This is a genomic window from Oceanobacillus senegalensis (assembly GCF_900176885.1).
Classification (GTDB): Bacteria; Bacillota; Bacilli; order Bacillales; family Amphibacillaceae; genus Oceanobacillus; species Oceanobacillus senegalensis.
Map to the genome: position 1 here is coordinate 1,354,209 of NZ_LT839648.1, position 15,095 is coordinate 1,369,303.

Below are 15,095 nucleotides of genomic sequence, written 5' to 3' on the forward strand. Positions count from 1 at the left end.
AGAATAGAAAGGATGTTCTAAAATGGACACCATTACAGAAATATATCAATTAATTGAATACGGTGAGACAGAAAAGGCATTAAAAAAATTACAACAAAAAGAAAAAACGGCAACGGATGATGAAACGTTCACGATTGCTCAAACATATATACAATTAGGTTTCTTAGAGGAAGCGCAGATTCTTCTTAAAGAATTACTAAAAAAATACCCAGAGGAAAGTGATTTAAAAATTACCCTTGCAGACATATATATAGAACTAGAACAGGATGAGGAAGCAATTGAATTACTACTAGAAATTGATGAAAACGATCCATCCTTTACTCAAGCTTTGGTTCAATTAGCTGATCTTTATCAAGCACAAGGACTATTCGAGGTCGCTGAACAAAAGTTATTAAAAGCGAAGCAAGTGGAACCGAATGAAGAAATCATTGATTTTGCTCTTGGTGAACTTTACTTTTCTATTGGTGAATATAAAAAAGCTATTCTGTATTATGAAAAGGTACAAAGAAAGACAAGTCAAGTAGCAAATGTTTCGATTAGTGAAAGGCTAGGAGAATCTTACTCTGCATCTGGGGAATATGAAAAAGCGTTGACTTATTTTACAGAAAACGAGAGCAACGACCCTGATAATTTATTTCGTTATGGAATTACTGCATACCAAGCGGACCGTGTCGATATAGCGATTAATGTATGGGAGAGGGTAATAGATCTAGACCCATACTACTACACTGTTTATTACCAATTGGCTTTAGCTTATGAAGAGGAAGGAAGATTGAACGAGGCGTACGAAACAGCGAAAAAAGGTGTCCAACTTGATGAATATAATAAGGAATTATATTTATTATCTGGTTCATTAGCACACAAACTAGATAAAGATAAAGAAAGTATTCAATTTGTAAAGGAAGCAGTCGCACTGGAACCAGATTATAAGGAAGCCATATTGTTCCTTGTTGAACTATATAAGGCAGTTGATGACCATGAAAATATAATTGATTTACTTAATGAAATAAAAAGTACAGGAGCGAGTGACTCTTTATACGAATGGGAATTGGCACGAGCATATAATGAAACAGAATCATATGATTATGCATTAAAACACTATAATGAAGCATATAATACTTTAAATCATGATAGCGACTTCGTGAAAGAGTATGGATATTTTCTAACAGAAGAAGGGAGAGTGGAAGAAGCAATACCTGTATTAGAATCCTATTTGTCTTTAGTACCATTAGATAATGATGTCGAAGAGTTTATTAATCGATTAAAATTAACAAGGCAGGATTTTTGAGCTGTTTGATCATGAAAAGGTAAGGAGGAAATAAAATGGAAACCCCCATCTCCTCAATAGACAAAAAGAATTTCATACAATGGTTTTTAAAACATTATCAGTTGAAGAAAAGGGAAAGTGTTTGGATATTAAATTACATTCTAAATCATAATCAATTATTGAAAAAAGTACATTTTGTTAGGGACGTTAAATTTTGTCCTAGAGGGATTGTTATTACCTCTCAATGTTCATCTGAAGTACCTTTTCGCTTCTACAAAAATCATTTAGTAACAACTGATGCAGAAAAGTCCTTTCACGATATACGATTAAACCAGGATGAAGATTTGTTTATTCAACTTAACTTTAATAAATCCCATCAGAATTCATTTTATGCTTCTGTTTTAGAGGAAAACCCTTATGTGCCCGATGATTATTTTGTGACTAAGAAAGATAAAATATTAGCAGAGAAGCTTCTGGATAAGACGGTTTTTGAATATAAAAAGAAAAAGTTACAAATGGAAATAGACCGAGCACTAGATGAATTGAATCAAGAGAGATTTATAAAACTGTCCAATAAATTAAATGAGTTAGAATCCTCCTATACTAATCAACCTAAATTGCAAAAGCAATAAGGTTGATTTTTTTTGCCTATTTAATATATTATCTATAGATGATGATAAGGAAAGGTGGGAAGAATATGCAATGGAGAAAAAAAGATATATCTCAATATTTAAAGGCAAAAGAATATATAGATACAGTAATTATTCCTTTAATGCCAATTCATATGTCAGATGATCAGGTGATAGAGAGGGATTCGTTTCAGAATGAAGTATTAACGGTGTTCACCAATGAATTGGAAAGAGAACTATCGGGCAGAACTATGTTAATCCCAAGTTATCATTACATAAAAAAAACGGAGATAGAAAATGAAAAAAATCGTCTAAATGGTTGGGTGGAGAATATGAAAGAACAGCCATTTACACAAATCTTTCTTATCACGTACGATTCAAGATGGAAAAAAATTGAGAGAGAACTGGATGGAACATTAATTTGGCTTCCTGCCATACAAACAGGAGATTTACAGTCTAAGGAACTACAGCAGATGATACGTGAACAAGTAAGTCAGATTGTAGAATTAATTCGTTCTTATTGGTAACCTAGTAAAAGAATAAAATTATATGTATAATTTCTATTTAATTAAATAGTGATTTTTTTTTACAAATTGTGTTAATTACTTAAGGTTATTTATTGAAATAATAAATAGATTGCGCTATCATTGGTATTGTCCTAGTAATCTGTTTATATGAGTATGTCTATGATAATGTAAAAGAGGGGGGAAAAATCATGAGTGACAAAAAGCAACAAGTATCCCGCAGACAGTTTCTAAATTATACGCTTACAGGTGTAGGGGGCTTTATGGCGGCAGGCTTATTAGTATCACCATTAAGAATGGCTATTGATCCTGTTCTAAAAGAATCTTCTGCTGGTGAGTTAGTGAATGTTGGTATATCAGTAGATGAAATTACAAATGACCCACAACGTGTGGATTGGACAATTGAACAAGTAGATGGATGGTATGAATCTGAACCAAGTCGTTCTGCATGGGTATATAAAGATGATAATGGAGACATTATCGCATTATCTCCAATATGTACACACCTTGGCTGTGTCGTTTCTTGGGAAGGTAGCGAAGACTACCCAAACCAATTCTATTGCCCATGTCACGATGGAAGGTATGAAAAAGATGGAACTAATGTGCCAGGAACTCCACCATTAGCTCCTTTACCATTCTACGAGCATGAGGTTCGTGATGGAATCTTGTTCTTAGGAAATACAATATCAAGAGAGGGGGCGTAATTACCTATGCTACAAAAATTTTATGATTGGATAGATGACCGTATAGATGTTACGCCTATTTGGCGCGATATTGCCGATCATGAAGTACCAGAACACGTTAATCCAGCACATCATTTTTCAGCATTTGTCTATTGTTTTGGTGGATTAACTTTCTTCGTTGTTGTTATTCAAATTCTTTCGGGAATGTTTTTAACTATGTATTATGTTCCCGATATTGAAAATGCTTGGAAGTCGGTATATTACTTACAAACAGAGGTTGCTCACGGTCAAATCGTACGAGGCATGCACCATTGGGGAGCAAGTGTTGTTATAGTAATGCTTTTATTACATACACTCAGAGTATTCTTCCAAGGAGCTTATAAAAAGCCACGTGAGTTAAACTGGATAGTCGGTGTATTGATTTTCTTTGTAATGCTAGGATTAGGTTTCACAGGTTACTTATTACCATGGGATAACAAAGCATTTTTCGCTACTCAAGTTGGTTTAGAGATGGCACAGCAAGTTCCATTTATAGGGGAACAATTAAAAATACTGTTAGCTGGTGATGCAAATATTGTTGGTGCGCAAACGTTAACACGGTTCTTTGCAATCCATGTATTCTTCTTACCAGGTGCATTATTTGCACTTCTTGCAGTACACTTTATCTTAATCCGTAGACAAGGAATTTCTGGACCACTATAAAAAGGAGGGAAAAGCGAATGCATAAGGGTAAAGGTATGAAATTTGTTGGAGACTCACGAATCTCTGCTGAAAAAACATCACAAGTACCAAAAGATTATTCTGAATATCCTGGTAGAACGGAAGCTTTTTGGCCCAACTTTTTATTAAAAGAATGGTTAGTAGGTGCAGTATTTTTGGTTGGTTTTCTTTGCTTAACATTAGCTCATCCATCACCATTAGAAGGTGTTGCTGATCCTACAGATGCTGCATACATACCACTACCAGACTGGTATTTCTTATTTTTATACGAACTATTAAAGTATGAATTTGCAAGTGGAGATTTTGTTCTTTTAGGTATGCTTGGGATACCAGGTCTTGCTTTCGGAGCACTTTTACTTGCGCCGTTTTTGGACAATGGTCCTGGACGTAGACCACATCAACGTCCTGTAGCAGTTGGTATGATGCTTCTTGCGTTAGTATCTGTTATTTGGTTAACATATACTTCTGCGTCTCATGTTGATTGGGAAGCACGTGCGGAGGCAAATAAACCAGTTCCAGAGTCTTCTGTTGAAGTGGATACATCACATGAAGGATATGAAGTATATCAAAATAGTTGTGCTTCCTGCCATGGAGGAGAATTGGAAGGCGGTGCAGCTGCACCAACATTAGTTGGTATAGAATATTCAGCAGAAGAAATTGCTGATATAGCTGTGAACGGTATGGGTGGAATGCCTGCGGGTATTTTCCAAGGTTCTGACGAGGAATTAGAACAGCTTTCAGATTTCATTATTACTGTGAATGAATCAGCAAAATAAATAGTAAAAACACCTTCGCTAAACTAATGGTGAAGGTGTTTTTTACTATCTAATAAGGAATGATTAAATTGATACGATACATATTGCTAGATAAGCGTTTCTTAATTTTATTGTTTGTAATTAACTTACTTGGAACTATTTATGGCTACATATGGTATGAGAGTCAGTTATCCGTTACACCAGGGATCTTTCTCATATTTGTACCAGATAGTCCAACGGCAAGTTTGTTTTTTACTATTTTTCTTTTATTTTTCATTTTCGGAAAACATGTTCCTTATATTGAAGCATTAGCAATTACGTCGTTATTTAAATATGGAATTTGGGCGGTTGTCATGAATGTCCTAACCTTACAAATTCAGGGTTCCATAGGTTGGCAAGGATATATGCTAATGGCATCTCATTTCGGTATGGCTCTCCAAGCTTTACTATATGCACCATACTATAAAATTAAGTTTCGTCATGTTGCAGTTGCAGCCATTTGGGTGTTACATAATGATATCATTGATTATGTTTTTGGAATGATGCCAACATATTCCTTATTAATAAATTACATAAACGAAATTGGATACTTTACATTCTGGTTAAGTATAGTCTCTATAGGGATAGCTTTTTGGATTATGAATAAGAATGCTAACAATCCTAGGTAATAGGGTTGGTTATATATTTGTACATTCAATCATACATTATGGAGTAAGACGTATGTATGTGAGGTGATCTCTATGGAAAACACAAAAAAGCTTCAAGTTTTATTGATATTCATCATCGTCATAGGGATGCTACTATTTTTTCAATTTGAAACTTATACAGTAAAAGCGAGTCCAGTAGAAACACCTGTTGAAACTAATTTTGATTGGTCTCCATTGATTTGGGCTACAATTATTATTGCTGGAAGTATAGGAATTACATTATCTTATGTTAGTTGGAGAAAATATAAAGGGGAGCAAAAAGAGCACAATAAAAGGAAGGACAAAATGATTGACTAGAAACGCATTTTTGACTAAAATTGACCTTAATAAAAGTTTTTAGAAAACACTGGAGGAATGCAAATGCTAGGGTACTTAATTTATTTTGCCCTTTTAATTCTTATCCCCTTATGGGCACAAGGCAGAGTAAAACGCACATATAAAAAGTATTCAAAACAACCAATCTCTTCTCATATGTCTGGAGCCGAAGTAGCTAGAAAGATACTAGATGACAATGGGTTGTACGATGTTCAAATCGAGGAAACTCGGGGAATGTTGTCAGACCATTATGATCCAAGAAAGAAAGTAGTACGTCTATCAACGGATAACTACCATGGTCGTTCGATGGCTGCCTCAGCAGTTGCAGCTCATGAAGTTGGTCATGCTATTCAGGACCAACAAGAATATGCTTTCTTGAAATTCCGTAGTGCTCTTGTACCTGTAGCTAATATTGGTTCTAATCTATCTATGATACTCATTATTGCTGGGATTATTTTTAGTGCAGCAAATTGGATTCTACTTGGTATCATTTTTATGTCAGCAGCAGTATTATTCCAACTAGTGACATTACCAGTGGAATTTGATGCCTCAAATCGAGCAATGGGGCAGATGGTTTCAACGGGTATTATCCGGAATAATGAAGAAAGAGAAACGAAAAAGGTTTTAAATGCAGCTGCTATGACTTACGTAGCTGCAGCGTTAGTGGCCGTAATGGAATTGGTTAGATTTGTATTATTATACATGGCTACAAGTGAAGATTAAAAAAAGGATGGCGATTGCCATCCTTTTTTAATCCACTTTAATAGGATTTTTATTTTCGTCCAGAGTGAATCCTTCCCCTAACACATCGTGTACGGTTGTTACAGCAACAAATGCATGTGGATCAATGCTATGAATAATATTTTTTAAGCGTACTATTTCATTTCTACCAATAATACAATATAAAACATTCCGTTTTTCACCAGAATAACTACCATGTCCGTTTAAAACGGTTACTCCACGATCCATTTTTTTCATAATTAAATTTGCAATTTCCTCACTGTGGTCAGAGATTATAGTTGTTCCCTTAGCTGAATAGGCGCCTTCCTGGAGAAAATCAATAACCCTAGCACCTACATAGACAGCAACTAATGTATACATTCCCTCATCCAATTCAAGTATTACAAAGATAGAGGTTGTTATTACCACTAAATCAAATAAAAACATGGTTCTCCCCATACTCCAACCGGCAAATTTATTTACAAGTCTAGCTATTATATCTACGCCACCGGTTGTTCCTCCATACCGAAATATAATCCCTAAACCGATACCTATAAATACTCCGGCAAATAGTGCAACTAAAAGCATATCTTCCTGTAAATTAATTTGGAATTGATATTTCTGAAACAATCCTAAGAAAATAGAAACAGATAACGTTCCGATAATGGTATATAAAAATGTATTTCGCCCCAAAAACTTCCATCCTATAAAAAATACGGGGATATTCAGTATAATATTAGATATTGCAGGATCAATCTGCCATAAAAAGAATAACAATAATGTTATCCCTGTAAAGCCTCCTTCTCCAAGGTTATGCTGCATATTAAAATGAACGATTCCAAAGGAGAAAATAGCGGCTCCTAGTAGGATAAAGATAATATTTTTAATTCTTAAACCATAGATCATTATTTTCATCTCCCTTATCTTACCATTTCCATTCTATAACAATCTTATTATTTTTATTAAAGGTTATAAAGTATATGATTTGTCAAAGTAAGCTCAATTCGCTAACATGAAAGAGATGATAAGTAAAGGGTGATTCATATTAGTAAACCAAATTACAATACAGAAGAAATGCAAAAAAGAGTAGATGATTATATATCTCAATTTAAAGAAGGATATTTCTCTCCTTTAAGCTTAATGGCTAGGTTGACAGAGGAAACCGGTGAACTAGCAAGAGAGATAAATCATTACTATGGTGAAAAACCGAAAAAGAATACAGAGCAGGAGAAGACGGTGGAAGAGGAGTTAGGAGATGTCATTTTTGTTCTGACTTGTTTTGCTAACTCACTCGATATTGACCTATCAGAAGCCTTTCATCTTGCAATGACAAAATTTGAAACACGAGATAAAGACCGATGGACACGAAAAGACTAATTAGAGGAGGTTCTTATATGATTAACGTAATAATTGCAGGCCCAAGAGGTAAAATGGGGAAAGAAGCGGTAAGTATGGTACATAACGAAGGAAGTTTTAGATTAGTTGCGTGTTTAGATCGCAAACATAATGGGGAAACATTGAAGGATGTACCTGGGTTACCTGATATAGATGTGCCTGTTTATGAAAATGTAACAGAATGCTTTCAGGAAGTGGAAGCAGATGTTCTGGTCGATTTAACCATTCCAGAAGTTGGTTATTTACATACAAAAACAGCATTAGAACATAATATACGACCTGTGGTAGGTACAACGGGATTCAGTAGCGAGCAAATTACTGAACTTAATCAATTAGCTAAAAGCAAAAACTTAGGAGCAATTATTGCACCAAATTTTGCGATTGGTGCTGTCCTTATGATGAAATTCTCACAAATGGCAGCAAAATACCTTCCAGATGTTGAAATCATTGAAAAGCATCATGATAATAAATTAGATGCACCATCTGGATCAGCTGTAAAAACAGCAGAAATGATTACAGAGTCTAGAGAAATGAAACATCAAGGACATCCAGATGAAAAAGAGACGATTAATGGAGCAAGAGGTGCTGAACTGGACGGGATGAGAATACATAGTGTACGTCTTCCAGGACTTGTTGCCCATCAGGAGGTTATATTTGGAGGTCCAGGCCAACTATTATCCATTAAACATGATTCCTTAAACAGAGCATCTTTCATGGACGGGGTGAAATTCTCAGTTGAAAAGGTAATGGAGTTAAATGAGCTCGTTTACGGGCTGGAAAATATTATTTAATGTATTAAAATGCGAGAATTCTTTGAAAAGGAAGAAATGACAATGAGAATAGGAATTACGTGTTATCCTACAGTAGGTGGTTCAGGGGTAATTGCTACTGAACTAGGAAAAATGCTAGCAGAAGAAGGAAATGAAATTCATTTTATTACCTCAAGTCTTCCTTTCCGTTTAGACAAATTGTATCCGAATATTTTTTACCATGGAGTGGAATTGGGACAATATCCTGTTTTCCAATATCCACCATATGATTTGGCATTGGCAACAAAAATGGCTGATGTCATTGATCAAGAAGAATTAGATATTCTTCATGTGCATTATGCGGTTCCACATGCAATCTGTGCAATTCTAGCAAAAGATATTGCAGAAAGAGATGTCAAAATTATTACGACACTTCATGGTACGGATATAACTGTTCTAGGTGTGGATCAGACATTTAAAAAGATGATCAAATATGGTATTGAACATTCAGATGCGGTGACAGCTGTGTCTAACAGTCTCGTTCAACAAACGAAAGAAATGATATCAACTGAGAAGGACATTTCTGTGATCTATAATTTTGTAAATGAACAAGAATATTTTCCTAGATATCATTCACCTCTAAAAGAACAATACGGAATAAAAGCGAATGAAAAGATAGTCATTCATATATCCAATTTCAGAAAGGTAAAACGAGTACATGATGTTGTATATACGTTTCAAAAGGTTGTACAATCGGTCGACAGTAAGTTGATTTTGGTTGGGGATGGTCCAGAATACGCTTCAACCCTCCAATTGGTTCGCGATTTAGGTATAGAAAATGATGTCTTATTTTTAGGTAAACAAAATAGTATAAGTGAAATTCTATCTATTTCGGATTTATTATTATTATTATCTGAAAAGGAAAGCTTTGGACTTGTATTATTAGAAGCCATGGCTTGTAAGGTACCCTGTATTGGAACGAATATCGGTGGAATACCTGAAGTTATTAAGCATAAAGAAACAGGATATATAGTAGATCTGGGAGATGTTGAACAAGCATCTGCTTATGCAATTCATTTATTAAAGGATAACTCCAGGTTAAAACGATTCTCAGAAAATGCTTATTCGTATATACAAGCTCAATTTAAATCAGAGCAAATTATTCAGCAATATATCGATTTATATCACGAAGTATTAGAAAATGGTGAACAGCATGCTAGATGAATTATTTAAACAGGCAAGATATATTATCGAAACAATAGAGAATCATCATCATCAAGCATATTTTGTTGGTGGTTGTGTACGGGACTTGTTGTTAAAACGCCCTATTGGAGATATTGATATAGCTACTTCCGCATCTCCTGAAATCATTCAAACCATTTTTGATAAGGTTATTCCTGTTGGTGTGGAACACGGGACTGTTGTTGTTGTTCATGAAAATGTAACTTACGAGGTGACAACCTTTCGTGTGGAGGGGGAGTACTCAGATAAAAGGCATCCGGATTCCGTCACGTTCATTGATCAAATTGATAAAGATCTGGAACGTCGTGATTTTACGATAAATGCCCTAGCAATGGATGCAGATGGAAATATCATCGATTTATTTGAAGGAAAAAAGGATTTAGAGAAAAGGATTATTCGTACGGTAGGCGATGGAATGGAACGGTTCCAAGAAGACCCACTTCGTATCATTCGAGCTTTAAGGTTTTCCAGTCAGTTAGGCTTTCAGATTGACGCGAAAACACTGGATCAAATGCAGACATTAAATCACGAGATTTCTAGTCTGGCTGTCGAAAGAATTATGAGAGAAATGGAGAAATTTTTCTCTGGAAACGATATTGAAAATGGGCTTGAATATCTTAAGATTACGGGGAGCTATAAATTCTTACCCGTATTTCATGAAAAACCATCTATTATTGATAAATTACCTTCTTCCATTACTCCTTTCATGTCATTTGGGGAAGTAATTGCATTATTTCATATGCTTGATGAAGATATTAGCATTTCAAAATGGGTCAAGGCATGGAAAGCGTCAAATCAAATGAAACGTGAAGCGACATCCATCGTTCAAGCTATTCATTATTATTTACAAAATGGTTTAGACCGATGGTTGCTTTATAAGTTAGATTCTTCTTACTATAGAGGGTTCGTACGAGTCCTAAATACCTTATGGACTGGAAGTGTTCAACTAAACAAATTGGAAAGAATGGCGAAAACTATTCCTATCCAATCTAGAAGGAATCTATCAATAAATGGGAATGATTTAATCTGTTGGTTTCCAGATAAAAGAAAAGGACCTTGGATTCAAGAAATGCTAACAACTATTGAAAAACAAGTTGTTTTTGGTAACGTAAAAAATCATAAATCTGATATAAAGGAGTGGATAAAAAATGGAATCCACCCGAAATAAATTGATAGAAATTCTTTCAAACAATAAAGATCAGTACATCTCCGGACAAGATTTATCGGAAAAACTGCAGATCTCTAGAAGTGCAATTTGGAAACATATGAATGAATTAAAAAAAGACGGATATGAAATTGAAGGAAAGTCTAAAAAGGGATACCGAATTATTCAGTTTCCTAATAAATTGAGTGAGAATACGATTAAATGGGGACTAAAAACCAATTGGTTAGGAAAAGAGGTAATACACCGTGAATCTGTTAACTCTACCCAAATTATTGCCCATGATGCTGCACGTGACGGGTTTCCAAATGGAACGATTGTTGTAGCTGACGAACAAACAAAGGGTAGGGGGAGAATAACTAGAAGCTGGCATTCTAGGAGAGATAAGGGAATGTGGCTAAGTATGGTTTTAAGACCAGAGATTGAGCCTAATTTAGCCCCGCAGTTAACATTGTTAACGGCAACCGTTTTAGCAGAAGTACTAGAGTCCTACACAAACATAAAGCCACAAATTAAATGGCCAAATGACATCTTGGTGAACAAACGAAAAGTGGCTGGTATTCTAACTGAGATGCAAGCTGAGCAGGATAGGATATGGTATGTGATTATTGGAGTTGGATTAAATGTGAACCACAATGAAAAGGAACTTTCTGAAGTTATTAAAAGAGAAGCAACATCATTAAAATTAGAGACCAATAAGGAATGGGCTTTAAAAGAAATTATTCAGGAATTTCTACATACATTTGAAAAAAGTTATGAATATTACTTAGAAAACGGATTTTCTAATATTAAGCGTAAATGGGAACATTACGGGTTTAAAATTGGTCAGGAGATATCCATAAAGACTTTTAATGAAGAATGGAATGCGCCTTTTTTGGGAATAAGCGAAGATGGTGCACTAGTAACTAAAACAATAGATGGTAATACAACAAAGCTATACTCTGCAGAAATTGACTGGTTTCGTTGAGTAGAAACAAGAAGGTAGAAGTTGACGTCACATCGTTTCCTGATATGATGAAGAAAATAGATGTAGTAAGCCATAAATTTTATTTTTAAAATGTATGACAATGAATAAAACAATGGAAAGTAGGAGCAACTATAATTAGGGCGATGTGATAGGGGATATACTATAATATTATTCATTTAGTGCCCTATATTTTTACTTCTTTAGGCTTTAGAAAGCTAGGTGGATGATTATGAAAAATAAATATGTTGTAATCGATTTGGAGACAACGGGCCATTCTCCTGCCAATGATGATAGAATTATTGAAGTAGGGCTTGTAGTGATTGAAGATGATCAAATAAAGGAAACAAAATCAACCTTTTTTAACCCGAATAAATCCATACCACCATTTATATCTAATCTAACCGGAATCTATGACTCGGATGTAAAAGATGCACCAGTATTTCATGATAAAGCGGATAATATTATGGAAGCTTTTGAAAATAGTTATTTGATTGCACATAATGTTCCATTTGATTTAGGTTTTTTAAATGCTGAATTAGAACTAAATGGAAGAGAAAAACTTACAAATCCAATTATCGATACAGTTGAACTCGCTCGTATATTATTTCCTCAAGCACCTAGTTATAAATTAGGACAACTGGCAGATTATTTGAATATTCATCACGATGATCCACATCGTGCTTTATCTGATGCAATTGTGACAGCAAAATTATTTTTGCGCTTAAAAGAAAAACTTTACACATTACCTTATGAAACAATCCATTATTTATTAAATCTAGAGAAAATGTTTAAATCTGACTTATATGCACTATTATATAAAAGACAACAGGATTTAGCTTTTTCAACGACTGATGAGAGACTGGAATCGTTTCATGGCTTAGCATTTAGAAAAACAGAGTCAATAGATGATATACCCCCTGCTGTTACTCAATCTTTTGGGGAGTATTTAGATGGGATTTACGAGGATAATGGAAAGTTAGAAATGTACAAGAATCATTATGAAAAAAGAAATGGTCAAAGAGAAATGTCAGAAATAATATATGATTCTTTCCAAGCGAAGGAACATGCTTTAATAGAAGCGGAAACTGGTACAGGAAAATCTTTAGCCTATTTGCTTCCAGCAATTTATGAGGCAGTCAAATCGAAACAACGAATAGTTATTAGTACATACACAACACAACTACAGTCACAATTAATGGATGAAGAAATTCCACTTATTGAGAAACTAGTAGACTTTCCGATAAAAGTTGCTATACTGAAGGGGAAAAATCACTATATTAGTTTAGAAAAATTTGCCCATGAATTGGTATCTAGCCAAGAGGATAATTATGATATTACACTAACGAAGGCAATGATTCTTGTTTGGTTAACGGAAACAGAGACTGGGGATATTGACGAAATCAATCTACCCTCCAGTGGTTATCTTTTTTATAAAAAGATTTCAACAGATGCAGAAGGGATGGTAGATCCTCATTCTCCTTGGTTTTCGAAATCCTATTATCAAAAGGCAAGAAAACGGGCACAGCATGCCAATATAATCATTACAAACCATGCATTACTTTGTACTGATATTTTTAATGATTATCAGTTTTTACCGAGCTATAAGAGAGTTATTATTGATGAAGCTCACCATTTTGAAGACACCGCATCACATCATTATGGACTGAAAATTGATTATATGAACATGCAATACGTATTAAATCAAATTGGTCATGCTGAGGATGACAAATCACTAGGAAAAATTTTAACGAATTATTCCATAGAACAAGACGAAATTTCATTAAAACAATGGGATGAAATGATTAATTCAGCAAAATATGAAGTGGAAGAGCTTTTTTCTACATTATCCCATTACGTGTTAAATAGACAAGAGAATGTTAAGTCGGTTAGTGATATAGGTAGAGTCCAATACCGGTTTGATGAAGAAAAAGAGGAAACAACAAAATGGAATGGTATTAAAGAAATTGTAACAAGATTAACGTTTTATTTCCGTGATTTAATATATTTTATTGCTGTGATTGAAAATTATTTAATCAAAACAAAACAAATTGATAAATATGACAAGGAAGATTTAACTGGTATCGCAGAGGTTTTACAGCATTTTATTGATAGCTTTGAAAAGTTATTCTTAATTGAGGGTTCTGTTCCACAAGTAAGATGGATTGAGATTGACAGGAAAGGAACGAATAATACCGTTTATTTATACTCAGAACCAACAGATATTTCGTTTTTACTAGCTGAGGAATTTTTTGAAAAAAAGGATAGTGTTATCTTAACTAGTGCAACATTAACAATAAATAAAGATTTTTCATTTATTCAAAAAAGATTAGGACTTCCTAGTAATCGTTTAGTAAATGAAAAAATTCATTCACCTTTTTCTTATAAGGACCAAGTACAATTAATGGTACCAAATGATTTTCCTGATATAAAATATGGAAATATGGATGACTATATATATGCAACATGTGAAGCAATTTTATCATTGGCTGATATTACGGATGGAAGAATGCTTGTATTGTTTACTTCCTATGATATGCTAAAAAAATCGTATAAATTATTAAAAGAAATGCTGGATACAAATAATTACATGCTTATAGGACAGGGTATAACTAGTGGTAGCAGAACAAGATTAAAGAAAAATTTTCAAACTTTTGATCAGGCAATTCTCTTAGGAACTAGCTCATTCTGGGAAGGGGTAGATATTCCGGGAGAAGACCTTTCATGTCTCATGATTGTAAGGCTTCCTTTCCAACCACCTGATCATCCTGTTTACCAAGCTAAGGCTAATTATATTAAAAAGAGTGGAAATAATCCCTTTATGGATTATTCCTTACCAAATGCAGTTATCCGATTTAAGCAAGGATTTGGTAGACTAATTAGATCTTCCAGTGACCGTGGAATTGTTTTTATCTGTGATGCGAGAATTAAAAAGGCTAGATATGGTAAATATTTCACAAATTCCATCCCTGAAGTACCTATAACCTACGATACAACCAATAGCCTTATGCAAAAAGCAAAAGAATGGTTTTAATAAGTAAAAAAAGGTTGTTCGTGACACAAAATATGTCTCTTCCCGCAGGATCCGTGTATATTTCCTCCGCTAGTGCTATAAGTTCTCCAATCTTAAAGGATAAGTTTTCTAGCTATCATGAGGGGAATTGAATTGACTCTTCCGGGAAATGCACGTATCCTGTAGGCCCTTTAGTGGCATCTACTTCAAGGAAACTAAAGTCATGCACTAAAGTGTGCGACTGCCTAAT

Annotated in this window: 16 protein-coding genes; 15 read left to right on the forward strand and 1 reads right to left on the reverse strand. The window is 34.4% G+C overall.

Features of this window, described 5'->3' with window-relative positions:
• Positions 1 to 22 precede the first annotated feature (22 nt).
• The 9 genes from CAO17_RS06510 (at position 23) to CAO17_RS06550 (ending at position 6,323) form a co-directional block, all read left to right on the forward strand.
• Positions 23 to 1,288 carry a tetratricopeptide repeat protein gene (locus CAO17_RS06510; protein WP_085992038.1) on the forward strand — a complete coding sequence of 422 codons (1,266 nt, stop codon included), beginning with the start codon at positions 23 to 25 and terminating at the stop codon, positions 1,286 to 1,288.
• Between the two features lie 35 nt (positions 1,289 to 1,323).
• Positions 1,324 to 1,899 carry a ReoY family proteolytic degradation factor gene (locus CAO17_RS06515; RefSeq protein WP_085992039.1) on the forward strand — a complete coding sequence of 192 codons (576 nt, stop codon included), beginning with the start codon at positions 1,324 to 1,326 and terminating at the stop codon, positions 1,897 to 1,899.
• Between the two features lie 65 nt (positions 1,900 to 1,964).
• The gene (locus tag CAO17_RS06520; RefSeq protein ID WP_085992040.1) at positions 1,965 to 2,423 is read left to right on the forward strand and encodes a YpiF family protein; all 459 of its coding nucleotides are present in this window, start codon (positions 1,965 to 1,967) and stop codon (positions 2,421 to 2,423) included.
• A gap of 188 nt (positions 2,424 to 2,611) precedes the next feature.
• A complete protein-coding gene (locus CAO17_RS06525; RefSeq protein ID WP_085992041.1) occupies positions 2,612 to 3,124 on the forward strand; it encodes a QcrA and Rieske domain-containing protein in 513 nt (170 codons plus the stop codon).
• Positions 3,125 to 3,130: 6 nt separating this feature from the next.
• Positions 3,131 to 3,805: a menaquinol-cytochrome c reductase cytochrome b subunit gene (qcrB, locus tag CAO17_RS06530; protein WP_085992042.1), complete on the forward strand. Its 675-nt coding sequence runs from the start codon at positions 3,131 to 3,133 to the stop codon at positions 3,803 to 3,805.
• 17 nt (positions 3,806 to 3,822) lie between these two features.
• The gene (locus CAO17_RS06535) at positions 3,823 to 4,599 is read left to right on the forward strand and encodes a menaquinol-cytochrome c reductase cytochrome b/c subunit (protein ID WP_085992043.1); all 777 of its coding nucleotides are present in this window, start codon (positions 3,823 to 3,825) and stop codon (positions 4,597 to 4,599) included.
• Positions 4,600 to 4,667: 68 nt separating this feature from the next.
• Positions 4,668 to 5,246 (forward strand): lipoprotein heptaprenylglyceryl N-acetyltransferase LhaT, encoded by a 579-nt coding sequence (gene lhaT / locus CAO17_RS06540; protein WP_085992044.1) that lies wholly within the window; start codon positions 4,668 to 4,670, stop codon positions 5,244 to 5,246.
• 72 nt (positions 5,247 to 5,318) lie between these two features.
• Entirely contained in the window at positions 5,319 to 5,582 is a 264-nt protein-coding gene (locus CAO17_RS06545; protein WP_085992045.1) for a sporulation protein YpjB, read from the forward strand.
• A 57-nt stretch (positions 5,583 to 5,639) separates the two neighbouring features.
• Positions 5,640 to 6,323 (forward strand): zinc metallopeptidase, encoded by a 684-nt coding sequence (locus CAO17_RS06550; protein ID WP_085992046.1) that lies wholly within the window; start codon positions 5,640 to 5,642, stop codon positions 6,321 to 6,323.
• A gap of 27 nt (positions 6,324 to 6,350) precedes the next feature.
• On the opposite strand, the gene CAO17_RS06555 is transcribed toward CAO17_RS06550, so the two are convergent.
• Positions 6,351 to 7,226 carry a YitT family protein gene (locus CAO17_RS06555; RefSeq protein ID WP_179151898.1) on the reverse strand — a complete coding sequence of 292 codons (876 nt, stop codon included), beginning with the start codon at positions 7,224 to 7,226 and terminating at the stop codon, positions 6,351 to 6,353.
• 168 nt (positions 7,227 to 7,394) lie between these two features.
• On the opposite strand from CAO17_RS06555, the gene CAO17_RS06560 reads away from it, so the two are divergent.
• The 6 genes from CAO17_RS06560 to dinG all read left to right on the forward strand — a co-directional run bounded on the left by CAO17_RS06560 (position 7,395) and on the right by dinG (position 14,866).
• Positions 7,395 to 7,697: a nucleotide pyrophosphohydrolase gene (locus CAO17_RS06560; RefSeq protein WP_085994421.1), complete on the forward strand. Its 303-nt coding sequence runs from the start codon at positions 7,395 to 7,397 to the stop codon at positions 7,695 to 7,697.
• Positions 7,698 to 7,714: 17 nt separating this feature from the next.
• Positions 7,715 to 8,506, forward strand: a complete 792-nt coding sequence (gene dapB, locus CAO17_RS06565; protein WP_085992047.1) for a 4-hydroxy-tetrahydrodipicolinate reductase — start codon at positions 7,715 to 7,717, stop codon at positions 8,504 to 8,506.
• Positions 8,507 to 8,542: 36 nt separating this feature from the next.
• Positions 8,543 to 9,688, forward strand: a complete 1,146-nt coding sequence (bshA, locus tag CAO17_RS06570; protein ID WP_085994422.1) for an N-acetyl-alpha-D-glucosaminyl L-malate synthase BshA — start codon at positions 8,543 to 8,545, stop codon at positions 9,686 to 9,688.
• On the forward strand, positions 9,678 to 10,874 hold the full coding sequence (locus tag CAO17_RS06575; RefSeq protein WP_085992048.1) for a CCA tRNA nucleotidyltransferase: 1,197 nt from the start codon (positions 9,678 to 9,680) through the stop codon (positions 10,872 to 10,874). The genes bshA and CAO17_RS06575 overlap by 11 nt, the downstream gene beginning before the upstream one ends.
• The gene (locus CAO17_RS06580; protein ID WP_085992049.1) at positions 10,855 to 11,835 is read left to right on the forward strand and encodes a biotin--[acetyl-CoA-carboxylase] ligase; all 981 of its coding nucleotides are present in this window, start codon (positions 10,855 to 10,857) and stop codon (positions 11,833 to 11,835) included. The genes CAO17_RS06575 and CAO17_RS06580 overlap by 20 nt, the downstream gene beginning before the upstream one ends.
• 229 nt (positions 11,836 to 12,064) lie before the next feature.
• Complete coding sequence (dinG, locus tag CAO17_RS06585; protein ID WP_143833726.1) at positions 12,065 to 14,866, forward strand: ATP-dependent DNA helicase DinG; 2,802 nt, start codon at positions 12,065 to 12,067, stop codon at positions 14,864 to 14,866.
• The last annotated feature ends 229 nt before the right edge of the window (positions 14,867 to 15,095 follow it).